Below are 15,180 nucleotides of genomic sequence, written 5' to 3' on the forward strand. Positions count from 1 at the left end.
ACAACGCGCGCCGCGCCCTCGGGGTTTCAAGTGATCTCGGTCACCCAGTCGCGGCGGAGGCGCGGGCCGGCGAGCGCCATAAGAAGTCCTGCCACGAGGTACAGCACGAGCGAGTAGAGCATCGAGTAGCGCAGCGCCTCGTTGCCGTAGATCGGCATGAGGAACTCGGAGAAGGCGCCGAGCGCATAGATGCCGCCGCCAAGGCCGATGAGATTGTTGATCAGCAGGAACAGTGCCGAAGCCGTCGCGCGGGCAGGCGGCGCGACGAGGTGCTGTATCGCCGAAAGCACCGGTCCGAGCCAGATGTAGGCGAGGGCTTGCGGAAGCAGGAAGAGGACGAAGGACAACGCGGTATCCTCCGCGACGATGCCGAGTGCGAACAGCGGGGTCGCGGCGACGAAGGCGATGGCGGGAACGTAGCCGTACCAGGCCTTGTTGCGCGCACCCAGCCGGTCGCCAAGCCAGCCGCCGGCAAGGATGCCCGCGACCCCGCCGAGGAGGAGTAGCGCACCGAAGTATTGCGATGTCTCGACCAGATCGAGGCCGAAGCTGCGCTGCAGGAGGCTGGGCAGCCAGAAGGCGATGCCGTAGCCCAGCATCGAGGACGCTGCCCCTCCGAAGGACAGCAGCCAGAAGGAGGGCTTGCGCGCCAGCAGCCGGGCGGTGGCGGCAAGGCCGTGGTCGGCAAGGCCGGGGGATGCCTGCGCGGGAACGGCGCGCGGCTTGTCCCTCACCAGCGCCTTGAACAGCGGAGCCAGCACGATGCCCGCAAGCCCGACGGTGAAGAACGCGATCCGCCAGTCGACGGTGGCCGCGATGTACCCGCCTGCAAGCACGCCAGCCGCCGAACCCACCGGCACGCCGAGCGCGTATACCGAAAGTGCGCGGGCGCGTTTCTCGCTGGGGAAGTAGTCGCTGATCACCGCGTAGGACGGCGCCACGCCGCCTGCTTCGCCGACACCGACGCCGAGCCTTGCGAAGAATATCTGCCAGAACCCCTGCGCAAGGCCGCACAGCGCGGTGAAGCCGCTCCATACGACGAGGCTGACCGTGATGACCCAGCTGCGGCTCGTCCGGTCCGCCAGCGCCGCCAGCGGTACCGCCAGCGTCGAGTAGAGCAGGGCGAAGGAGATGCCGCCGAGCAGGCCCATCTCGCCATCGGTCAGGTCGAGGTCCGCCTGGATCGGCGCGGCGAGGATCGCGAGGATCTGCCGGTCGATCCAGTTGAAGATGTAGACGGCGAGCAGCATCGCCAGCACGACGCCGGGCCGTGCCGCGGTGTCGCGGGCGGTACCTGTCGCCATCTAGCGCGCGTGCTCGGACAGGAACCGCGTGATCGCCGCGACCGCCTCCGGCTCGTCTAGGATGGGCGCATGTCCCCTCTCCGGCAGGTCGACGAAGGCGAACGGCCCGGCATGCTCGCGTTCCATCCGCGCCACCGTTTCGCGAGAGAGCAGGTCGGACGTCTCTCCGCGCACGAGCAGTACGGGATGGGCGGACATCGCGTTCCACAGCGGCCAGAGGTCGACGGGCGCGACCCCTTCGGGCTCTGCGAAAGCATCGGCTATGCGCGGATCGTACGCGAACTCGATCTCGCCGGCCTCGGTCTCGCGGCAGGTCCTGCGGGCGAAAGCCAGCCAGTCGTCCGCGTCGAGCCCCCTGAGCGCATGCTGGTTGAGCGCGCGGGTCCGTTCGGCGGCCTCGGCCCAGTCGGTCATCGCCCCGCGCGGACCGACGAATTTCGCGATTCGCCCGAGACCGGCGTCGTCGATCTCCGGTCCGATGTCGTTGAGCACGATCGACGGGAACCGCTCGGGCTGCATCGCCACCATGACCATCGACATGAGCCCGCCCATCGACGTCCCGACAAGGTTCGCCGTCTCGATTTCGAGCGACGAGAGCAGCGTGAACATGTCGTGCGAATAGGTGTCGGGTCGATAGTTGGCCGCGTCGGGATCGTTCTGCGACAGGCCGCGCCCGCGCTGGTCGGGCACGATCAGCCGGTACCGTCCCTCGAGGTGCGCGACGAGGGGCTCGAAGTCTGCGCTGTTGCGGGTGAGGCCGTGCATCATCAGCAGGACCGGCCCGTCGCCGGGATAGTCCCGGGCGAACAGGTCGAGCCTGTCGTCGGCGCTTCGAAAGCGGTGTTCCCGATAGGTCATGCGCGTGCCCCCGCCGGCCGGCGGTTAGGATTGCCGACCACGATCAGAACTTGATCGTCGCGCTTACATAGACCTGTCGAGGGTTTCCGTAAAAGGCCGTAAGCGTCCCTTCCGGCCCGAGCGTCGGAATGACGTTGCCCGCACCGTCGTAGACGATCGCGCCGGAAAGCGGATCGGTCTGAACGAAAGTATAGCCCGACGTCTTGTACTGCTTGTCGAGCAGGTTCTTGCCGTGCAGCCCGATCGACCAGCGATCGTTCGGGGCGGTATAGACGATGTTGGCGTCGAGCAGCGCGTAGGACCCCTGGTCGAGGAACGGGTTCGGAATCTCGAACTGGTAGGTCTTGCTCTTGAACGAGACGGTCGTGCCCAGCGACAGGTCGCCGTCGCCCACCGGCGTGAGATAGGCCAGCGTCGCGCTGCCCGACCACTTCGGGGTATTCTGCACCTCGCGGAAATCGGCGACGTCGGTGGGAGTTGCCGCGATGTTGGTGATGTACGTCTTGTACTCGGCATCGATGTAGCCGAGCGATCCGGACAGCGTCAGGCGGTCGCCGGGAGTGGCGAAGTCGCGGGCGAGACGGGCGCTGCCTTCGAGCTCGACACCCTGGATACGCGCCTTGCCGGCATTCGTGATGACGCCGCAGAATGTGGGCAGTCCGTCGACCGTGCAGCCCAGCGAGCCGGGGATCTGCACATCCTTGTAGTCCATGCGGAACGCCGCTGCCGCGATGTAGAGACCGCCGCCGAAGAACGAACCCTTGTATCCGATCTCGTAGCTGTCGACGCTTTCGGGCGCGAAGCTCAGGAAGTCGGCGATCTCGCTGTCCTGCAGGATGCCGTCGCCGTCGAGGTCGGGCGCGCTGGTGCCGACGCCGCGCGGGTCGAAGCCGCCGCCCTTGAAGCCCTTCGAGTAGCTGGCGTAGATGTTCTGGTCGGGCGTCGGCTGGAAGCTGACTGAGGCGCGCGGCGTGAACTTCTTGTACTTCGCGGTACCGTCGAAATCGGTGGCCGGGCCGCCGAACGGCACGCCCGCGCCGCCGAAGACCGGCGACCCGCCGCCGAGGTAGTTCTGCCGCAGGATCTCGGCCCGGCGCTCGTCCCACGTGTAGCGACCGCCGACCGACAGGCTGAGTTGCTCGGTCACGTCGAAGGTGACGTCGCCGAAGACCGCGTAGGTCTCGGTATCGACGTTGGCCTCTGTGAACGCGGTCAGCCCGGCGAAGGTCGTGAAGATGCGGACGTCGAACTGCGTGTCGGCGCGGGCATCGAGGTAGTAGAACCCAAGCAGCGCCTGCAGCGGCCCGCCGTCGTCGTAGAGAAGCTGGAATTCCTGGCTGAGCTGCTCGTTGCGGTAATAGGCCGGCACGTCGAGATCGACGGCGGGAAGCGCGTCGAAGTCGATCGGCGAGGCGCTGTCGTCCTTGCGCCATGCACTGATCGAGCGCAGCGTCACTGCATCGCTCAGTTCGGCCGTGATGTTCATCGAAAGGCCGTAGGCTTCGACTTCCTGCTCGGGATCGAGAAGGCCGCCGCGCGTGTCGTAGACATCGTCGAGCACGGGCGCGCCGGATTGCAGGCCCGTAATCAGGCGATGGCCGCCGCGCGCGTTGCTCTTGTCCTTCGTGTAGTCGCCGGAAATACGCACCAGCACCGGCTCGCCGTAGCCGCCGAATTCGAGCGTGGCGCGGCCTGCCCAGATGTCCTTGTCGTAATTGTCCTGGCCGGTCGTCAGGTTCTCGCCGAAGCCGTCGCGGGTGAGCCGCGCGACCGAACCGCCGACGCGCACGATATCGCCGAGCGGAGCCGAGGCGGTGACGATGCCTTCCATCTGGTCGTAGGTGCCGTACGTCGCCTTGACGCGGACCGATACGTCCTGCGGCAACTGGCGGGTGACGTACTTGACCGCGCCGCCGATGGTGTTGCGACCGTAAAGCGTGCCCTGCGGGCCGCGCAGGACCTCGATCCGCTCGACGTCGTAGATGTCGAGCACGGCGGCCTGCGGGCGGTTAAGGTAGACGTCATCGAGATAGATGCCGACGCCCTGCTCGAAGCCGGAGACCGGATCCTGCTGGCCGATGCCGCGGATGAAGGCGGAAAGCGTGGAGTTGGTGCCGCGCGAAGCCTCGAGCGTGGTGTTGGGCGTGTACTGCGCGATGTCGGTGATATCGACCGCGCCGCGCCGGGTCAGCTCCTCGGCACTGAAAGAGGTGACGGCCACCGGAACGTCGACGAGCCGCTCCTCGCGGCGGCGGGCGGTGACGATGATCTCGCCCTCCATGCCGCCGTCGGCGTAGGCGTCGGTTTCCGCCGGGTCGACGCCGGCAGGGCCTGCATCCTGCGCAAAGGAAGGGGCGCTCAGCGATGCGGCGGCGATGACGACGAGGCTGGAAGCAAGGCGAAGGCGGGCCGTGTTCATCGGGGAATCTCTCCACTGACGTTCTATTCTGGTGTTGCCTCTATTGAAACCTGAACCGTCTTTCAACTTTAATATTTGCCAAGTGCATTTCCGTTGGCTAGCTGATGCAAATGAGCAACGATCGCACGGTTGAGACAGCGGGGCCGGACAAGATCCCGCGTACCGCGCGGGGGCGCGAGACGCTTCGCAAGTTGCTCGATGCCGCCGCCGAGGAATTCGGCGAGAAAGGCTTTCACGACGGATCGATCAGCGGGATCACCCGGCGGGCGGGGACGGCGCTCGGCAGCTTCTACACCTACTTCGATTCGAAGGACGAGATTTTCCGCGCGCTGGTGAAGGACATGAGCGAGCGGGTGAAGACCAGCGCCGGCAAGGCTCAGGTCGACGGGCTGACCTCGCTGGAACGCGAGCGCGCCGCGCTGGCCGGTTTCATGGAATTCGCGCGGGCGCACAAGGAAATCTACCGGATCATCGACGAGGCCGAGTTCGTCGATCCCGAGAGCTATCGCAAGCATTACGAGACCACCGCGCGGCGCATTCGCGAGCGCCTCGAATACGGAGCCGCCAAGGGCGACCTCAAGCCCGGACTGGGCGAGGCGCACGCATGGGCGATCATGGGCATGAACGTGTTCCTGGGACTGCGCTATGCCGTCTGGGCATCCGACGAGGACACCGACCGCGTGGCCGACATCGCCGCCGCGATCCTGGCCGAGGGCATCGGTCCGAAGGGTTAGAGCCGGGTTGCGCCGAGCGCCTCGGAGATTACCGCGTAGACCCGGTCGAGCTGCTCCCCGGTGATCGAATAGGGCGGCATGACGTAGATGGTGTTGCCCAGCGGACGAAGCAGTACGTCGCGCTCGCGGAAAAAGGTCATGAGGCGCGGCGCGATGTCGGCCAGATAGCCCTGCTCGCCCGGCAGGTCGAACGCGGCGACCGAGCCGAGGCAGCGCGGGTTCTCGATCCGATGCGCCTGCCCGAGCGTTTCCAGGGCCGCGCGCTGGCGCTCGCCGAGCCGGGCCACGCGGTCGAGCACCGGTTCCTCGCGCCAGATAGCGAGGTTGGCGTTGGCCGCGGCGCAAGCGATCGGGTTGGCGGTGTAGCTCGAGGAATGGAAGAACATCCGCGCGCGGTCGGTATCGTAGTGCGCCTCGAAGACCGGCTCGCTCGCCATCGTCACAGCCAGCGGCAGCGCGCCGCCGGTCAGACCTTTCGACAGGCACAGGAGATCGGGCACGACGCCTGCCTGCTCGCACGCCAGCAGCGACCCGGTACGGCCCCACCCAGTCATCACTTCGTCGGCGATCAGCAGCGTCCCGTGGCGCGAGCAGATGTCGCGCATCTCGGCCAGCACCCGGGCCGAATAGGCGCGCATTCCCCCGGCGCCGAGAAGCAGCGGCTCGACGATGAACGCCGCCGCCCCGCCAGCGCAGGCATGGTCGAGCGCATCGAGCGCCAATTGCTCGCGTGCGGTCTCCGGAAAGGGAACCGTCGTCACGTCGAACAGCAGCGGCTCGTAAGGCCGGTTGAAGACGCCGCGCGCGCCCACGGACATCGCGCCGATGGTGTCGCCGTGGTAGCTGTGCTCCAGCACCACGATCCGCTCGCGCGCCTCGCCGCGCGCCGACCAGTAGCCCAGCGCCATCTTGAGCGCGACCTCGACACAGGTAGATCCCGAATCTGAGAAGAACACGCGGGTCAGTTCCTGCGGCATCAGCGCGCGCAGGCCGCGTGCCAGCGTCTCGGCGGGCTCGTGAGTCCAGCCCGCGAAGATGAGCTGGTCGAGCCGCTGCGCCTGCTCCGCGATCGCCGCCATGATGCGCGGATGGCAGTGGCCGTGCGTCGTCACCCACCACGAGGAAATCGCATCGATCACCTCGCGCCCGTCCTTCGTGAAGAGCAGCGCGTCCCTGGCGCTCGCGACTTCGGGGACGGGCTCGCGCAGCCCGTGCTGGGTGAAGGGGTGCCAGACGGGCGAGGTCACGCGCCGAAATCCTCCATCCGGAAACCGCGCGAGAAGGCGATGGCGAGCGGTGTGGGTTCGAGCCGTTCGAGCCTGGGCAGGCGGCCCAGCCGCGCGACCTCTCCCATCTCGCAGATCGTCGCCTCGCTGTCCTCGTTCGCGTCCCCGACGAAGGCGATGCCGTGAATCGGGACCGCGCGCGCGCGCAGCGCCTCGATGGTCAGCAGGCTGTGGTTGATCGTGCCGAGCGCGGTGCGTGCGACGATTATCGCCGGCACCTGCCAGTGCGCGAACACGTCGGCGTAGAGCAGCGAGCGCGTCAACGGGACGAGCGCGCCGCCCGCGCCTTCAATCACCAGCGGGCCGTCCGTTTCGGGCAGCGCGAGCCGTTCGGGAACGATGGTCGTCCGGTCGATCTCGGCGGCGAGATGCGGGGAACACGGAGTGTGCAGGACGTAGGATTCGGGCAGTATGCGCCTGTCGGAAAGCCCGGCTAGTCTCGCGACTTCGGCGCTGTCCCCGCGTCCGTCCGCGTCGAGCCCGGCCTGTACCGGCTTCCAGTAGCTGGCCCCGAGAGCGGCGGTGAGGGCAGCGGCGAAGACGGTCTTGCCGACGCCGGTATCGGTTCCGGTGACGACGAAGGCCGGCGCGCTCATCGCGGCGCGCGCCCGTCGCCGGCTTCGAGCACGCATGTGACGACTTCGTAGGTCACTTCGCACCCCGTCGCCTCGAAGTTCGCCATGACGCGCCGCAGTTGCGGAGCGGTCAGCGGGCGATGCGCGCGCGCCGGCGTGCCCGCGCCGATGGCCTTCAGCGCCCGAAGAAAGCCGCGCGCGTTGTCGTGATGCTCGACATAGCGAGAGACGTCGATCCGCGCGTCGGGCAGGGCCCTGCGCCAGGTTTCGACCGCGGGAAGGTCGAGCGCGCCACACGAAAGCCCCTCGCGCGCATGCGCCGCGCGCCACTCGGCGAAACTTCCGCCGCCGAGCGTGGTGAACACGAGACATCCCCCCGGCGCCAGCCACTCGCGCATCCGCAATGCAGCGGCAGGCGTATCGTCGAACCACTGCATCGCAAGGCTCGAGCAGATGAGGTCGAAGCCGGGTTCGGGCGGCATGCCGAATTCCCCATCGAGCACCGCAAATGTCATTCCCGGCCTCTCGCCCAGCCTCTCGCGGCTGCGCTCGACCATTTCGGGCGCGATGTCCGTGACCAGCCAGCGGCTGCCGATACCGCGCCCGACCAGCGCCTCGGTCAGGAAGCCGGTGCCGCAGCCGATCTCGAGCGCGCGGCCGACCGGCACGGTGCACGCCTCGGCGATATGCGCGGCCAGAGCGTCGGCGACGCGGCGCTGGACGCGCGCGTGCCGGTCATATTCGTCGGCGGCACCGAAGGCGCGCTCGACCCTGTTGCGGTAGGCCGCTGTCATCCCATGCGATTCGCAAAGTTCCTGATTTCGCCGGCGCAATAGAGGGGATCGGACACCGGCAGCAAGTGACCCGCGTCCGGCACGACCTTCTTCTCGATCTGCGGCACGCCGGAAAGCGCCGCTTCGCGCATTGCCTCGCTCAGGATGGGATCGCGGCCACCTTCGAGCGCGAGGACGGGAATCCGCAACCCCTGTGCGGTCTTGCGCATGTCGGCATCGCGCAGGGCGATGAAATCGGCGAGCAGCCGGTCGCCGACCGGCTCGGGCATCGGACCTTCGCTGCCGCTGCGCTTGCGGAAGTCGCCGACGAAGCTTGCCGGGTCGGCGCGGCATTGCGCGATCATGCGGCCAAAGGCGCGGCGCGGGACGCCGGGACCGTCGCCGTCGGAAGCGAAGCGGTCGAAACCGTTGATGGCGACAAGGCCCAGCGCGCCTTCGGGCATCGCCTCGATGGCGCGGCAAGTGCCGAAGCTGTGCGCGACGAGGATGCACGCGCTCTCGACCCGAGGCTCACGCGCAGGGCCGAAATAACCCCGGTCGACGACGCGGCAGTCGAACCCGGGCAGCGCCGCGATCACGTCGCGCCAGATGGCGGAATCGAACGCCCAGCCGTGATGGAACAGCAGGATCACAGCGCTTCGGAGGTCGCTTCGAGCAGGCGCTGGATATCCTCGGACCTGTGCGAGGCGCGCAGCGTCATGCGCAGGCGGCTGGTGCCCTTCGGAACCGTTGGCGGGCGGATCGTTCCGGCAAGGAAGCCGCGCCCGGCCAGCGCTTCACCGATGCGCATCGTGGCTTCGACCTCGCCGATCACGGCAGGCACGACCGGGCTGGCCGAACCCCGGGTATCGAGCCCCAGTTTCGCAAGGCCCGCGCGCAGTTGCTCGCCGAGCGCGGCGATGTGCGCCCTTTCGGCGTCCATCCCCGGCACGAGGTCGAGCGCGGCGTCGATGGCGCCGAGCACGGGCGGGGGCGGAGCGGTCGAGTAAACGAAGCCGCTGCCTGCGTTGGAAAGGAGGGCGCAGGTATCGCGCGATGCCGCGACATAGGCTCCGAAGCTGCCCATCGCCTTGCTGAAAGTGCCCATGACGACGTCCGCGCCCGCCGCAAGACCTGCACCGCGCGGGCCGAGGACACCGGTCGCATGCGCCTCGTCGACGATCAGGAAGGCGTCGTGTTCGTCGGCGATGGCGCGCAGCGCGGCGATGTCGGCAAGGTCGCCGTCCATCGAGAACACGCTTTCGGTCATGATTATCCTCGCGGGCGCATCGGCTCCCTTGCCGGAGAGGCGCGCGCGCAGGTCGGCGAGGTCGTTGTGCCGATAGCGCGCCTGCCGGACCCCTGCGGCGGCGCAGCCCGCGTGCATGCTCGCGTGTACCAGCCGGTCGGTGAAGACCATCGCGCCCGGTGCCGCCCTTAGCAGCGCGGGAAGGATCGTGGCGTTCGCCTGCCAGCCCGACGCGAAAAGCAGCGCTGCTTCGGTTCCCTTGAATGCCGCGATCCTCGCTTCGAGATCGAGGTGCGCCGTGCGCGTGCCCGAAACCAGCCGCGATGCGCCCGACCCCGTGCCCAGCCGCGAGGTCCATTCGCGTGCCCGTTCGACCAGCGCCGGATGTGCCGACAGGCCGAGGTAATCGTTGCCCGCGAAGTCGAGCAGCGTCGCGTCGCCGCGCCTCAGCGTGCCGTGCGGCGCGGGATCGGTGGGGACGAGGCGGCGGCGAAGTCCATCGGCCTCCAGCGCCGAGAGGTGCCCGGCTATGCGCTCTTGAAGGCTGCCCATCGCCGCCCGGTCATGCCGGTTCGGCTTGAGTGGCGCAGGCGGGTGCGGCGCAGGATTCCGCGCGCATCGGTTCCTCGCCCGCCAGCGGCTTCAGACCGAGCCTGGCGAAAAGCGCGGCATCGCTGTCGTCGCCCGCGTTCGGCGCGGTGAGCAGCTTGTCGCCGGTGAAGATGGAGTTCGCGCCCGCCAGGAAGCACAGCGCCTGCGTCGCTTCGGACATCGCCTCGCGCCCGGCGGACAGCCGCACCATCGATCGCGGCATCGCGATGCGCGCGGCAGCGACGGTGCGCACGAACTCGATATCGTCGATCTTCGCCAACGGCGTGTCGGCCAGCATGTCGCCCAGCGGCGTGCCCTTGACCGGGACCAGCGCGTTGACCGGCACGCTCTGCGGATGTTCGGGAAGCGTGGCGAGCGCGTGGACGAAGCCGACCCTGTCCTCGCGCGCTTCGCCCATGCCGACGATCCCGCCCGAGCATACGTTGATCCCGGCATCGCGCACGGTGTCGAGCGTATCGAGCCGGTCCTCGAAGCTGCGCGTCGAGATCACTTCGCCATAGCGTTCGGGCGAGGTGTCGATGTTGTGGTTGTAGTAGTCGAGGCCCGCATCCTTGAGCTGCCGCGCCTGCGCGGGCGTCAGCATGCCGAGCGTCATGCAGGTCTCCATGCCCATCCCGGCCACGCCCTGCACGATCTCGACGATCTTCGGCATGTCGCGGTCCTTGGGATTGCGCCAGGCAGCACCCATGCAGAAGCGTTGCGAGCCGGCATCCTTCGCCTGCGCCGCGCGCTGGAGCACCGCCTGCACGTCCATCAGCTTCGTTGCCTCGACCCCGCTGTCGGCGTGGACGGACTGCGAGCAATAGCCACAATCTTCGGGGCAGCCGCCGGTCTTGATCGAAAGCAGCGTGCAAAGCTGCACCTGGTCAGCGGCATGATGCGCGCGGTGGACCGTGGCCGCGCGGAACAGGAGCTCGGTAAACGGCAGGTCGAACAGCGACGCGATTTCCTCGCGCGTCCAGTCGGTGCGCGGGCTATGGGTATCGGAGGAAGGAGCGTCGGTCATCGGGCAATCCGGTCTGGTTCGGTTTCGCGCCGTCCCGTAGACCGGATTTGCGGGATTGATAAGCCCCGTGCGGGCGATCAGCTTACCAGGCGCACGCGGATGTCGCCGGCCATGACCTCGGTGTCGTTCACCATCCCCGGCGGGCAGAAGGTCGATAGGTCGGCGGTGCCGCCGATCTTGATCGTGTTCGCCGCGATGGTGAGGCAGCGACTGGTGACGCCCGCGGTGCCGAGGATTTCGACCCCGCTGACCGGCAGGTAGATCGACCCGTTGAGATAGGTCGAGGAATTGCCGTTGATCTTGTTCTTGGAATTTCCGGACGAGGACGGATCCTCGAACACCAGCATGCCTTCGAGCTTGTCGGCATCGGCGGAAGAGACGCCCTCGGCGATGAGCTCGTTCTTGTCCATCGCAGTCAGGCTGATGCTCGCGCCGCCGTTGATCTTGATTCCCGCGCCGTTCTTCAGGACGAACATCACGCCCGTGCCCGAAAGCGAATACTGCGCGTTCACGTCGATGTCGCCGCCGTCGATGACGTAAATGCCTGGCGCGAGCACGGTGTCGCACGAAAGGTCGAAGTCGCTGTACGTGCCGGGCTGCATCATGCCTGCACTCACCGTCCCGCCGCCGGAGGACTGGACCGAAGTGACGGTGGCAGTGCTCTCGACGACGCTGTCGACCTGCCAGTATAGTTTGTCCTTGCCGCTTCCGCTCGACCCGTCGCTGACCGTCTGCGGGTCGCCGGTCGTCGTCGAGGTGTCGCCGACCTGCGTGCTTGCGGTCGCGCCTCCGGTCTCGGTGTAGACATTGGTATCGACCAGCGTCGTGCTGACCAGCGACATCTGGTTCTTCTTCGGACCTTCGTAGCGCAGGTGGTAGGTGTGCGCGGTCACGTCGTAGGTGGCCGCGTAGGTCGTTTCGCCGCCGCCGTTGCTGCCGCAGCTCAGCGTACGCGAAACCGGATTGCCGGGCGGGGTCAGCCCCGCGAAGGGATTCGACAGGCCGACCGCGTTCTCGATGACGGTCGTGCCGCTGATGCTGTCGAAATAATTGTCGATGCCGCCCGCCGCGATCACCCAGCCGAGGTCGAGCGTGCCGCTGCCGCCACTGACTTCGATGGCGTTCGTTGCGTTCGATAGCGCCGCCACGCCGCATCCGGCATCGACGTCGGGGCCGCCGTTGAACCACACGGCTTTCGAAGCCGACGGGTGGAGCGCGATGAGGCAGCTCGTCCAGGCAGTCCCGTTGCCCTCGAAAGTCGCGCTCGCGCTCGACGAGACGCTGACCGCGCTGCCGGTGATGAAGCTCGAAAAGGGCAGCCGGTCCGATGCCGAGGAGGCGACGGTGATCAGGTTGTCGGTGCCGCCGGCGAAATCGCCGAGCGTGACCGAGGGAGTCGCCGCGATGTGGCGGATCACGCCGGTATTGGCGGCGAACTCCTGCAGCGCGCGGGTCGAATAGTCGTTCTTGGTCGAATCGTCGGCGCGGGCATAGGCCGCCGCGATGGCCGCTTGGTCGACAGCGTACTGAAGCTCGCTTTTCCAGAGGTACCACTGCGCCATGTCGACGCCGAGGCCGGCGCCGCCGATAAGGGCCGGGACGCCGAGCGCGACCATCAGCGTGGCATTGCCGCTGCGCTCGCCGCGAAGCGAGCGCCATACGGTGCCCATCCTGCCGATGTCGATACGCTTGCTGCCCATTGCCCTTTCCGTCCGGCGGAGTTGCTCAGGCAACGGTAATACGCGCAAATTGTATCGAAGCCGTTAACAGGTTTTGGTCAAAAACACCGACAAAGCGCTGTTAAACATGGGGATTATGGTTAACATCGGTTTGCCATCGCACGCCGCATTTCGCCTGCCTTTCGCAGGTCAGGGCGCGCCTTCGAGCACCGCTCCCGCGCTTGCCGCCTCGGCCGCCGCCGCGCGTTCGGCTGCGGCGCGCGCCTCGGCAGCAGCCTTGCGGGCGGCGACGAGGGTCGGTCTTTCGGCGTAGACCCGCAGCGTGGCGACGCCTTCCTCGAAGGTCGGCCCGCGCTCGCCATCGGCTGGCGGGGGAGGGGCGACAACGCGGATGCCGGCCTCGCGCAGGGCCTGGGCCAGCGCGGGAGCACCGCCTTCGGGCGCGATCAGCGTCGCTTTCGACATGCCCCAGCGCTGCAGCGCCCAGACCGCGAGGTCGGCGGAGACCGCGCCTTCGGCTTCTACGCCCGGATCGATCGCGACCCGCAGCGACTGCTGCGCCGGCGGAACGACGCGGACCGCCCATACCTCGTCGGCGTCGGTCGCCTCGCGTTCCACCTCACGGTAGTCGGCAAGCGTCCAGCCGGGGGCGGGGATCGGCTCGACATAGACCATCCGCCCGGCGCGGTTGCTCCAGATCGAGCGGGTCGGAAGGCCGACGCTCGCACGGATCTTGTCTAGCGGCGGGACGTCGGCGGCGATGCCCGCCATGGTGCGTTCCATCGCGGCATCGACCATCGCACGCGTCTGCGACTGGAGATCGGCAGCCAGCACCTGCTGGAGACTGATCGAGACCGGCTCGCCCAGCGCGTTCTCCAGCCGCCTTTCCGCGTCGCGGGTCGCGTTCGCGGCATAGGCGGGCGTGATGACGAGCGCCTCGACCGAAGGTTCGCCGAAAAGCGGGTTGACCACGTCGATCTGGGCGATCCGCGCGCGCCGGTCGTTCGCGGCCTCGAGGATGGCGGCCTGCGCGGCGGTGCGCATCGTCGCCTCTTCCTTCAGACGCATGAGCGTCATCGACAGCGGAATGGCGAGCGCGAGGAACGCGAGCACCAGCGCGGTCACGTAGCGCGGACGCCACTCGAACGCGGTCAGCGGCCGTGCCGCCCCGCTCAGCCGGGCGATCAGTGCGAAGGCGAAGGCGATGGCCGCAAGGTTGGTCGCGAACAGCAGCAGCGCGCCCAGCGCGAAGCCCGCATGAAGCATGCCGACGCCGTAGCCGATCGTGGCGAGCGGCGGCATCAGGGCCGTTGCGATGGCGACCCCGATGGCGGTGCCGCCCTTCTGGATGACCGTCGCGTAGCCGCCCGCGATACCCGAAAACAGCGCAACCGCGAGGTCGAGCAGCGTCGGCTGCGTGCGTGCGAGGATTTCGGGCGTCGCGTTGCGGATCGGGCTCAGCCAGGTGAGGAGCACGCCGGTCAGCACGCCGACGGCGGCGCCGACCAGGACGACGCGCGCTGCCTCGCGAATGCGCTTGCCGTCCACCGAGGCGAAGGCGAAGCCGAGCGCGGCGATCGGGCTCATCAGCGGGGAAATCAGCATCGCCCCGATCACAACCGCGGTCGAGCTCTGCAACAGGCCCAGCGTGGCGATGCCCGCCGAAAGTGCGCTCATCAGCACGTAGCCGCTGGTCAGCTCGCTGTCCTCGTGCACCGTGCGGCGCAGCGCGCGTGCCTGCGAGGGCGAGAGCTCGGGCAGCAGCACCGCATGGGCGATGCGGATGCGGATGTAGCGCATCCACAGCTTGACGCGGTGGAGCGGCCCGCGCGCGGTCGTCTCGCCTTCCGGCTCGGGCGCGCCCGCCGTATCCGCCGCCGGTTGCCGGGGCGGCGAGGGTGGCTCCTGCGAAGGCAGGACGGCGTCGGTCATGCCCCGGACTCCGGGAGGCACACGGCAGGCAGGGCGATATGGGAACGGCGGATCATCGCGGATCGTGTTACCGCGCGAATTAACAAATGCCTAGATTTTCGAGCGACGCTTCCGTCAGGTCCCGATCGCGCCGCGCTTGAACCCGTCGACCTCGCGCATGGCGCTGCGATCGGTATCGGCAGGTTCGCGCGGGATGACGCTCATCGTCGCGTCGGTTTCGAGGATGACCCAGCGAACCTGCGACAGGTCGGTAAGCTGTGCCGCCCTGATCGCGGCGTTGACCTCGGCCTCGGTCACGCGCTCGTTGCGCATCGTTTCGCGGCAGAACTTGCCGTCGGCTACGAGCAGGGCCGGTTCGGCCTTGACGAGGTTGGCGGCAAACTCGCTGCGATATATCAGCTTGGTCAGGATGAATTGCAGCAACAGCAACAGGCCGAAGGCGAAGATGACCTGCAGCGCGGGCACGTCCTTCAGGATAATGCCGGACGCGGCCAGCGACCCGAGCGCGACGGTGACGACCCAGTCGAAGTTGTTCATTTGCGAGGTGGATCGCTTGCCCGAAATGCGGATGAACAGGATGATCGTGAAATAGATCACCGGTGCGCATATCAGCACCCGCAGGTACTTTTCGATTTCGTCGCCGACAAGGGCGCTTTCGATGAGTGTCATGGTCTGCCCGGCCTCCTTGGTTCCGCAACGCATCGGAATGAGGATGGTTCAACAGGAAAGGGCTTGTGGAAAACGCGGTCGATA

At 67.7% G+C, this 15,180-nt stretch carries 13 protein-coding genes; 1 reads left to right on the forward strand and 12 read right to left on the reverse strand.

Annotation, left to right across the window (positions count from 1 at the left end; all coding sequences use genetic code 11):
- Positions 1–26 precede the first annotated feature (26 nt).
- The 3 genes from FHS75_RS15610 to FHS75_RS15620 are packed head-to-tail and all read right to left on the reverse strand — an operon-like array spanning position 27 to position 4,581.
- Positions 27–1,304: a spinster family MFS transporter gene (locus tag FHS75_RS15610; protein WP_179408607.1), complete on the reverse strand. Its 1,278-nt coding sequence runs from the start codon at positions 1,302–1,304 to the stop codon at positions 27–29.
- Complete coding sequence (locus FHS75_RS15615; RefSeq protein WP_179408608.1) at positions 1,305–2,162, reverse strand: alpha/beta fold hydrolase; 858 nt, start codon at positions 2,160–2,162, stop codon at positions 1,305–1,307.
- Between the two features lie 43 nt (positions 2,163–2,205).
- Positions 2,206–4,581: a TonB-dependent receptor gene (locus FHS75_RS15620; RefSeq protein ID WP_179408609.1), complete on the reverse strand. Its 2,376-nt coding sequence runs from the start codon at positions 4,579–4,581 to the stop codon at positions 2,206–2,208.
- A gap of 110 nt (positions 4,582–4,691) precedes the next feature.
- On the opposite strand from FHS75_RS15620, the gene FHS75_RS15625 reads away from it, so the two are divergent.
- Entirely contained in the window at positions 4,692–5,315 is a 624-nt protein-coding gene (locus FHS75_RS15625) for a TetR/AcrR family transcriptional regulator (protein WP_179408610.1), read from the forward strand.
- Here the strand turns inward: FHS75_RS15625 and FHS75_RS15630 are convergent.
- The 9 genes from FHS75_RS15630 to FHS75_RS15670 all read right to left on the reverse strand — a co-directional run bounded on the left by FHS75_RS15630 (position 5,312) and on the right by FHS75_RS15670 (position 15,096).
- Positions 5,312–6,562: an adenosylmethionine--8-amino-7-oxononanoate transaminase gene (locus FHS75_RS15630; RefSeq protein WP_179408611.1), complete on the reverse strand. Its 1,251-nt coding sequence runs from the start codon at positions 6,560–6,562 to the stop codon at positions 5,312–5,314. The two genes, FHS75_RS15625 and FHS75_RS15630, sit on opposite strands and share 4 nt — an antisense overlap.
- On the reverse strand, positions 6,559–7,197 hold the full coding sequence (gene bioD / locus FHS75_RS17995) for a dethiobiotin synthase (RefSeq protein ID WP_179408612.1): 639 nt from the start codon (positions 7,195–7,197) through the stop codon (positions 6,559–6,561). Before bioD ends, FHS75_RS15630 begins: the two co-directional genes overlap by 4 nt.
- A complete protein-coding gene (locus FHS75_RS15640) occupies positions 7,194–7,970 on the reverse strand; it encodes a methyltransferase (protein ID WP_179408613.1) in 777 nt (258 codons plus the stop codon). The genes bioD and FHS75_RS15640 overlap by 4 nt, the downstream gene beginning before the upstream one ends.
- Positions 7,967–8,602: an alpha/beta fold hydrolase gene (locus FHS75_RS15645; protein ID WP_179408614.1), complete on the reverse strand. Its 636-nt coding sequence runs from the start codon at positions 8,600–8,602 to the stop codon at positions 7,967–7,969. The genes FHS75_RS15640 and FHS75_RS15645 overlap by 4 nt, the downstream gene beginning before the upstream one ends.
- Positions 8,599–9,750 carry an aminotransferase class I/II-fold pyridoxal phosphate-dependent enzyme gene (locus FHS75_RS15650; protein WP_179408615.1) on the reverse strand — a complete coding sequence of 384 codons (1,152 nt, stop codon included), beginning with the start codon at positions 9,748–9,750 and terminating at the stop codon, positions 8,599–8,601. Before FHS75_RS15650 ends, FHS75_RS15645 begins: the two co-directional genes overlap by 4 nt.
- Positions 9,751–9,760: 10 nt before the next feature.
- Positions 9,761–10,816, reverse strand: coding sequence for a biotin synthase BioB (bioB, locus tag FHS75_RS15655; RefSeq protein ID WP_179408616.1), 1,056 nt, complete (start codon positions 10,814–10,816; stop codon positions 9,761–9,763).
- A gap of 77 nt (positions 10,817–10,893) precedes the next feature.
- On the reverse strand, positions 10,894–12,516 hold the full coding sequence (locus FHS75_RS15660) for a TadE/TadG family type IV pilus assembly protein (RefSeq protein WP_179408617.1): 1,623 nt from the start codon (positions 12,514–12,516) through the stop codon (positions 10,894–10,896).
- Positions 12,517–12,684: 168 nt separating this feature from the next.
- Positions 12,685–14,427, reverse strand: coding sequence for a DUF389 domain-containing protein (locus FHS75_RS15665; RefSeq protein WP_179408618.1), 1,743 nt, complete (start codon positions 14,425–14,427; stop codon positions 12,685–12,687).
- 114 nt (positions 14,428–14,541) lie between these two features.
- A complete protein-coding gene (locus FHS75_RS15670) occupies positions 14,542–15,096 on the reverse strand; it encodes a DUF421 domain-containing protein (RefSeq protein ID WP_179408619.1) in 555 nt (184 codons plus the stop codon).
- Between the last annotated feature and the right edge of the window lie 84 nt (positions 15,097–15,180).

This window comes from Novosphingobium marinum, from assembly GCF_013408095.1.
GTDB classification, from domain to species: domain Bacteria; phylum Pseudomonadota; class Alphaproteobacteria; order Sphingomonadales; family Sphingomonadaceae; genus Novosphingobium; species Novosphingobium marinum.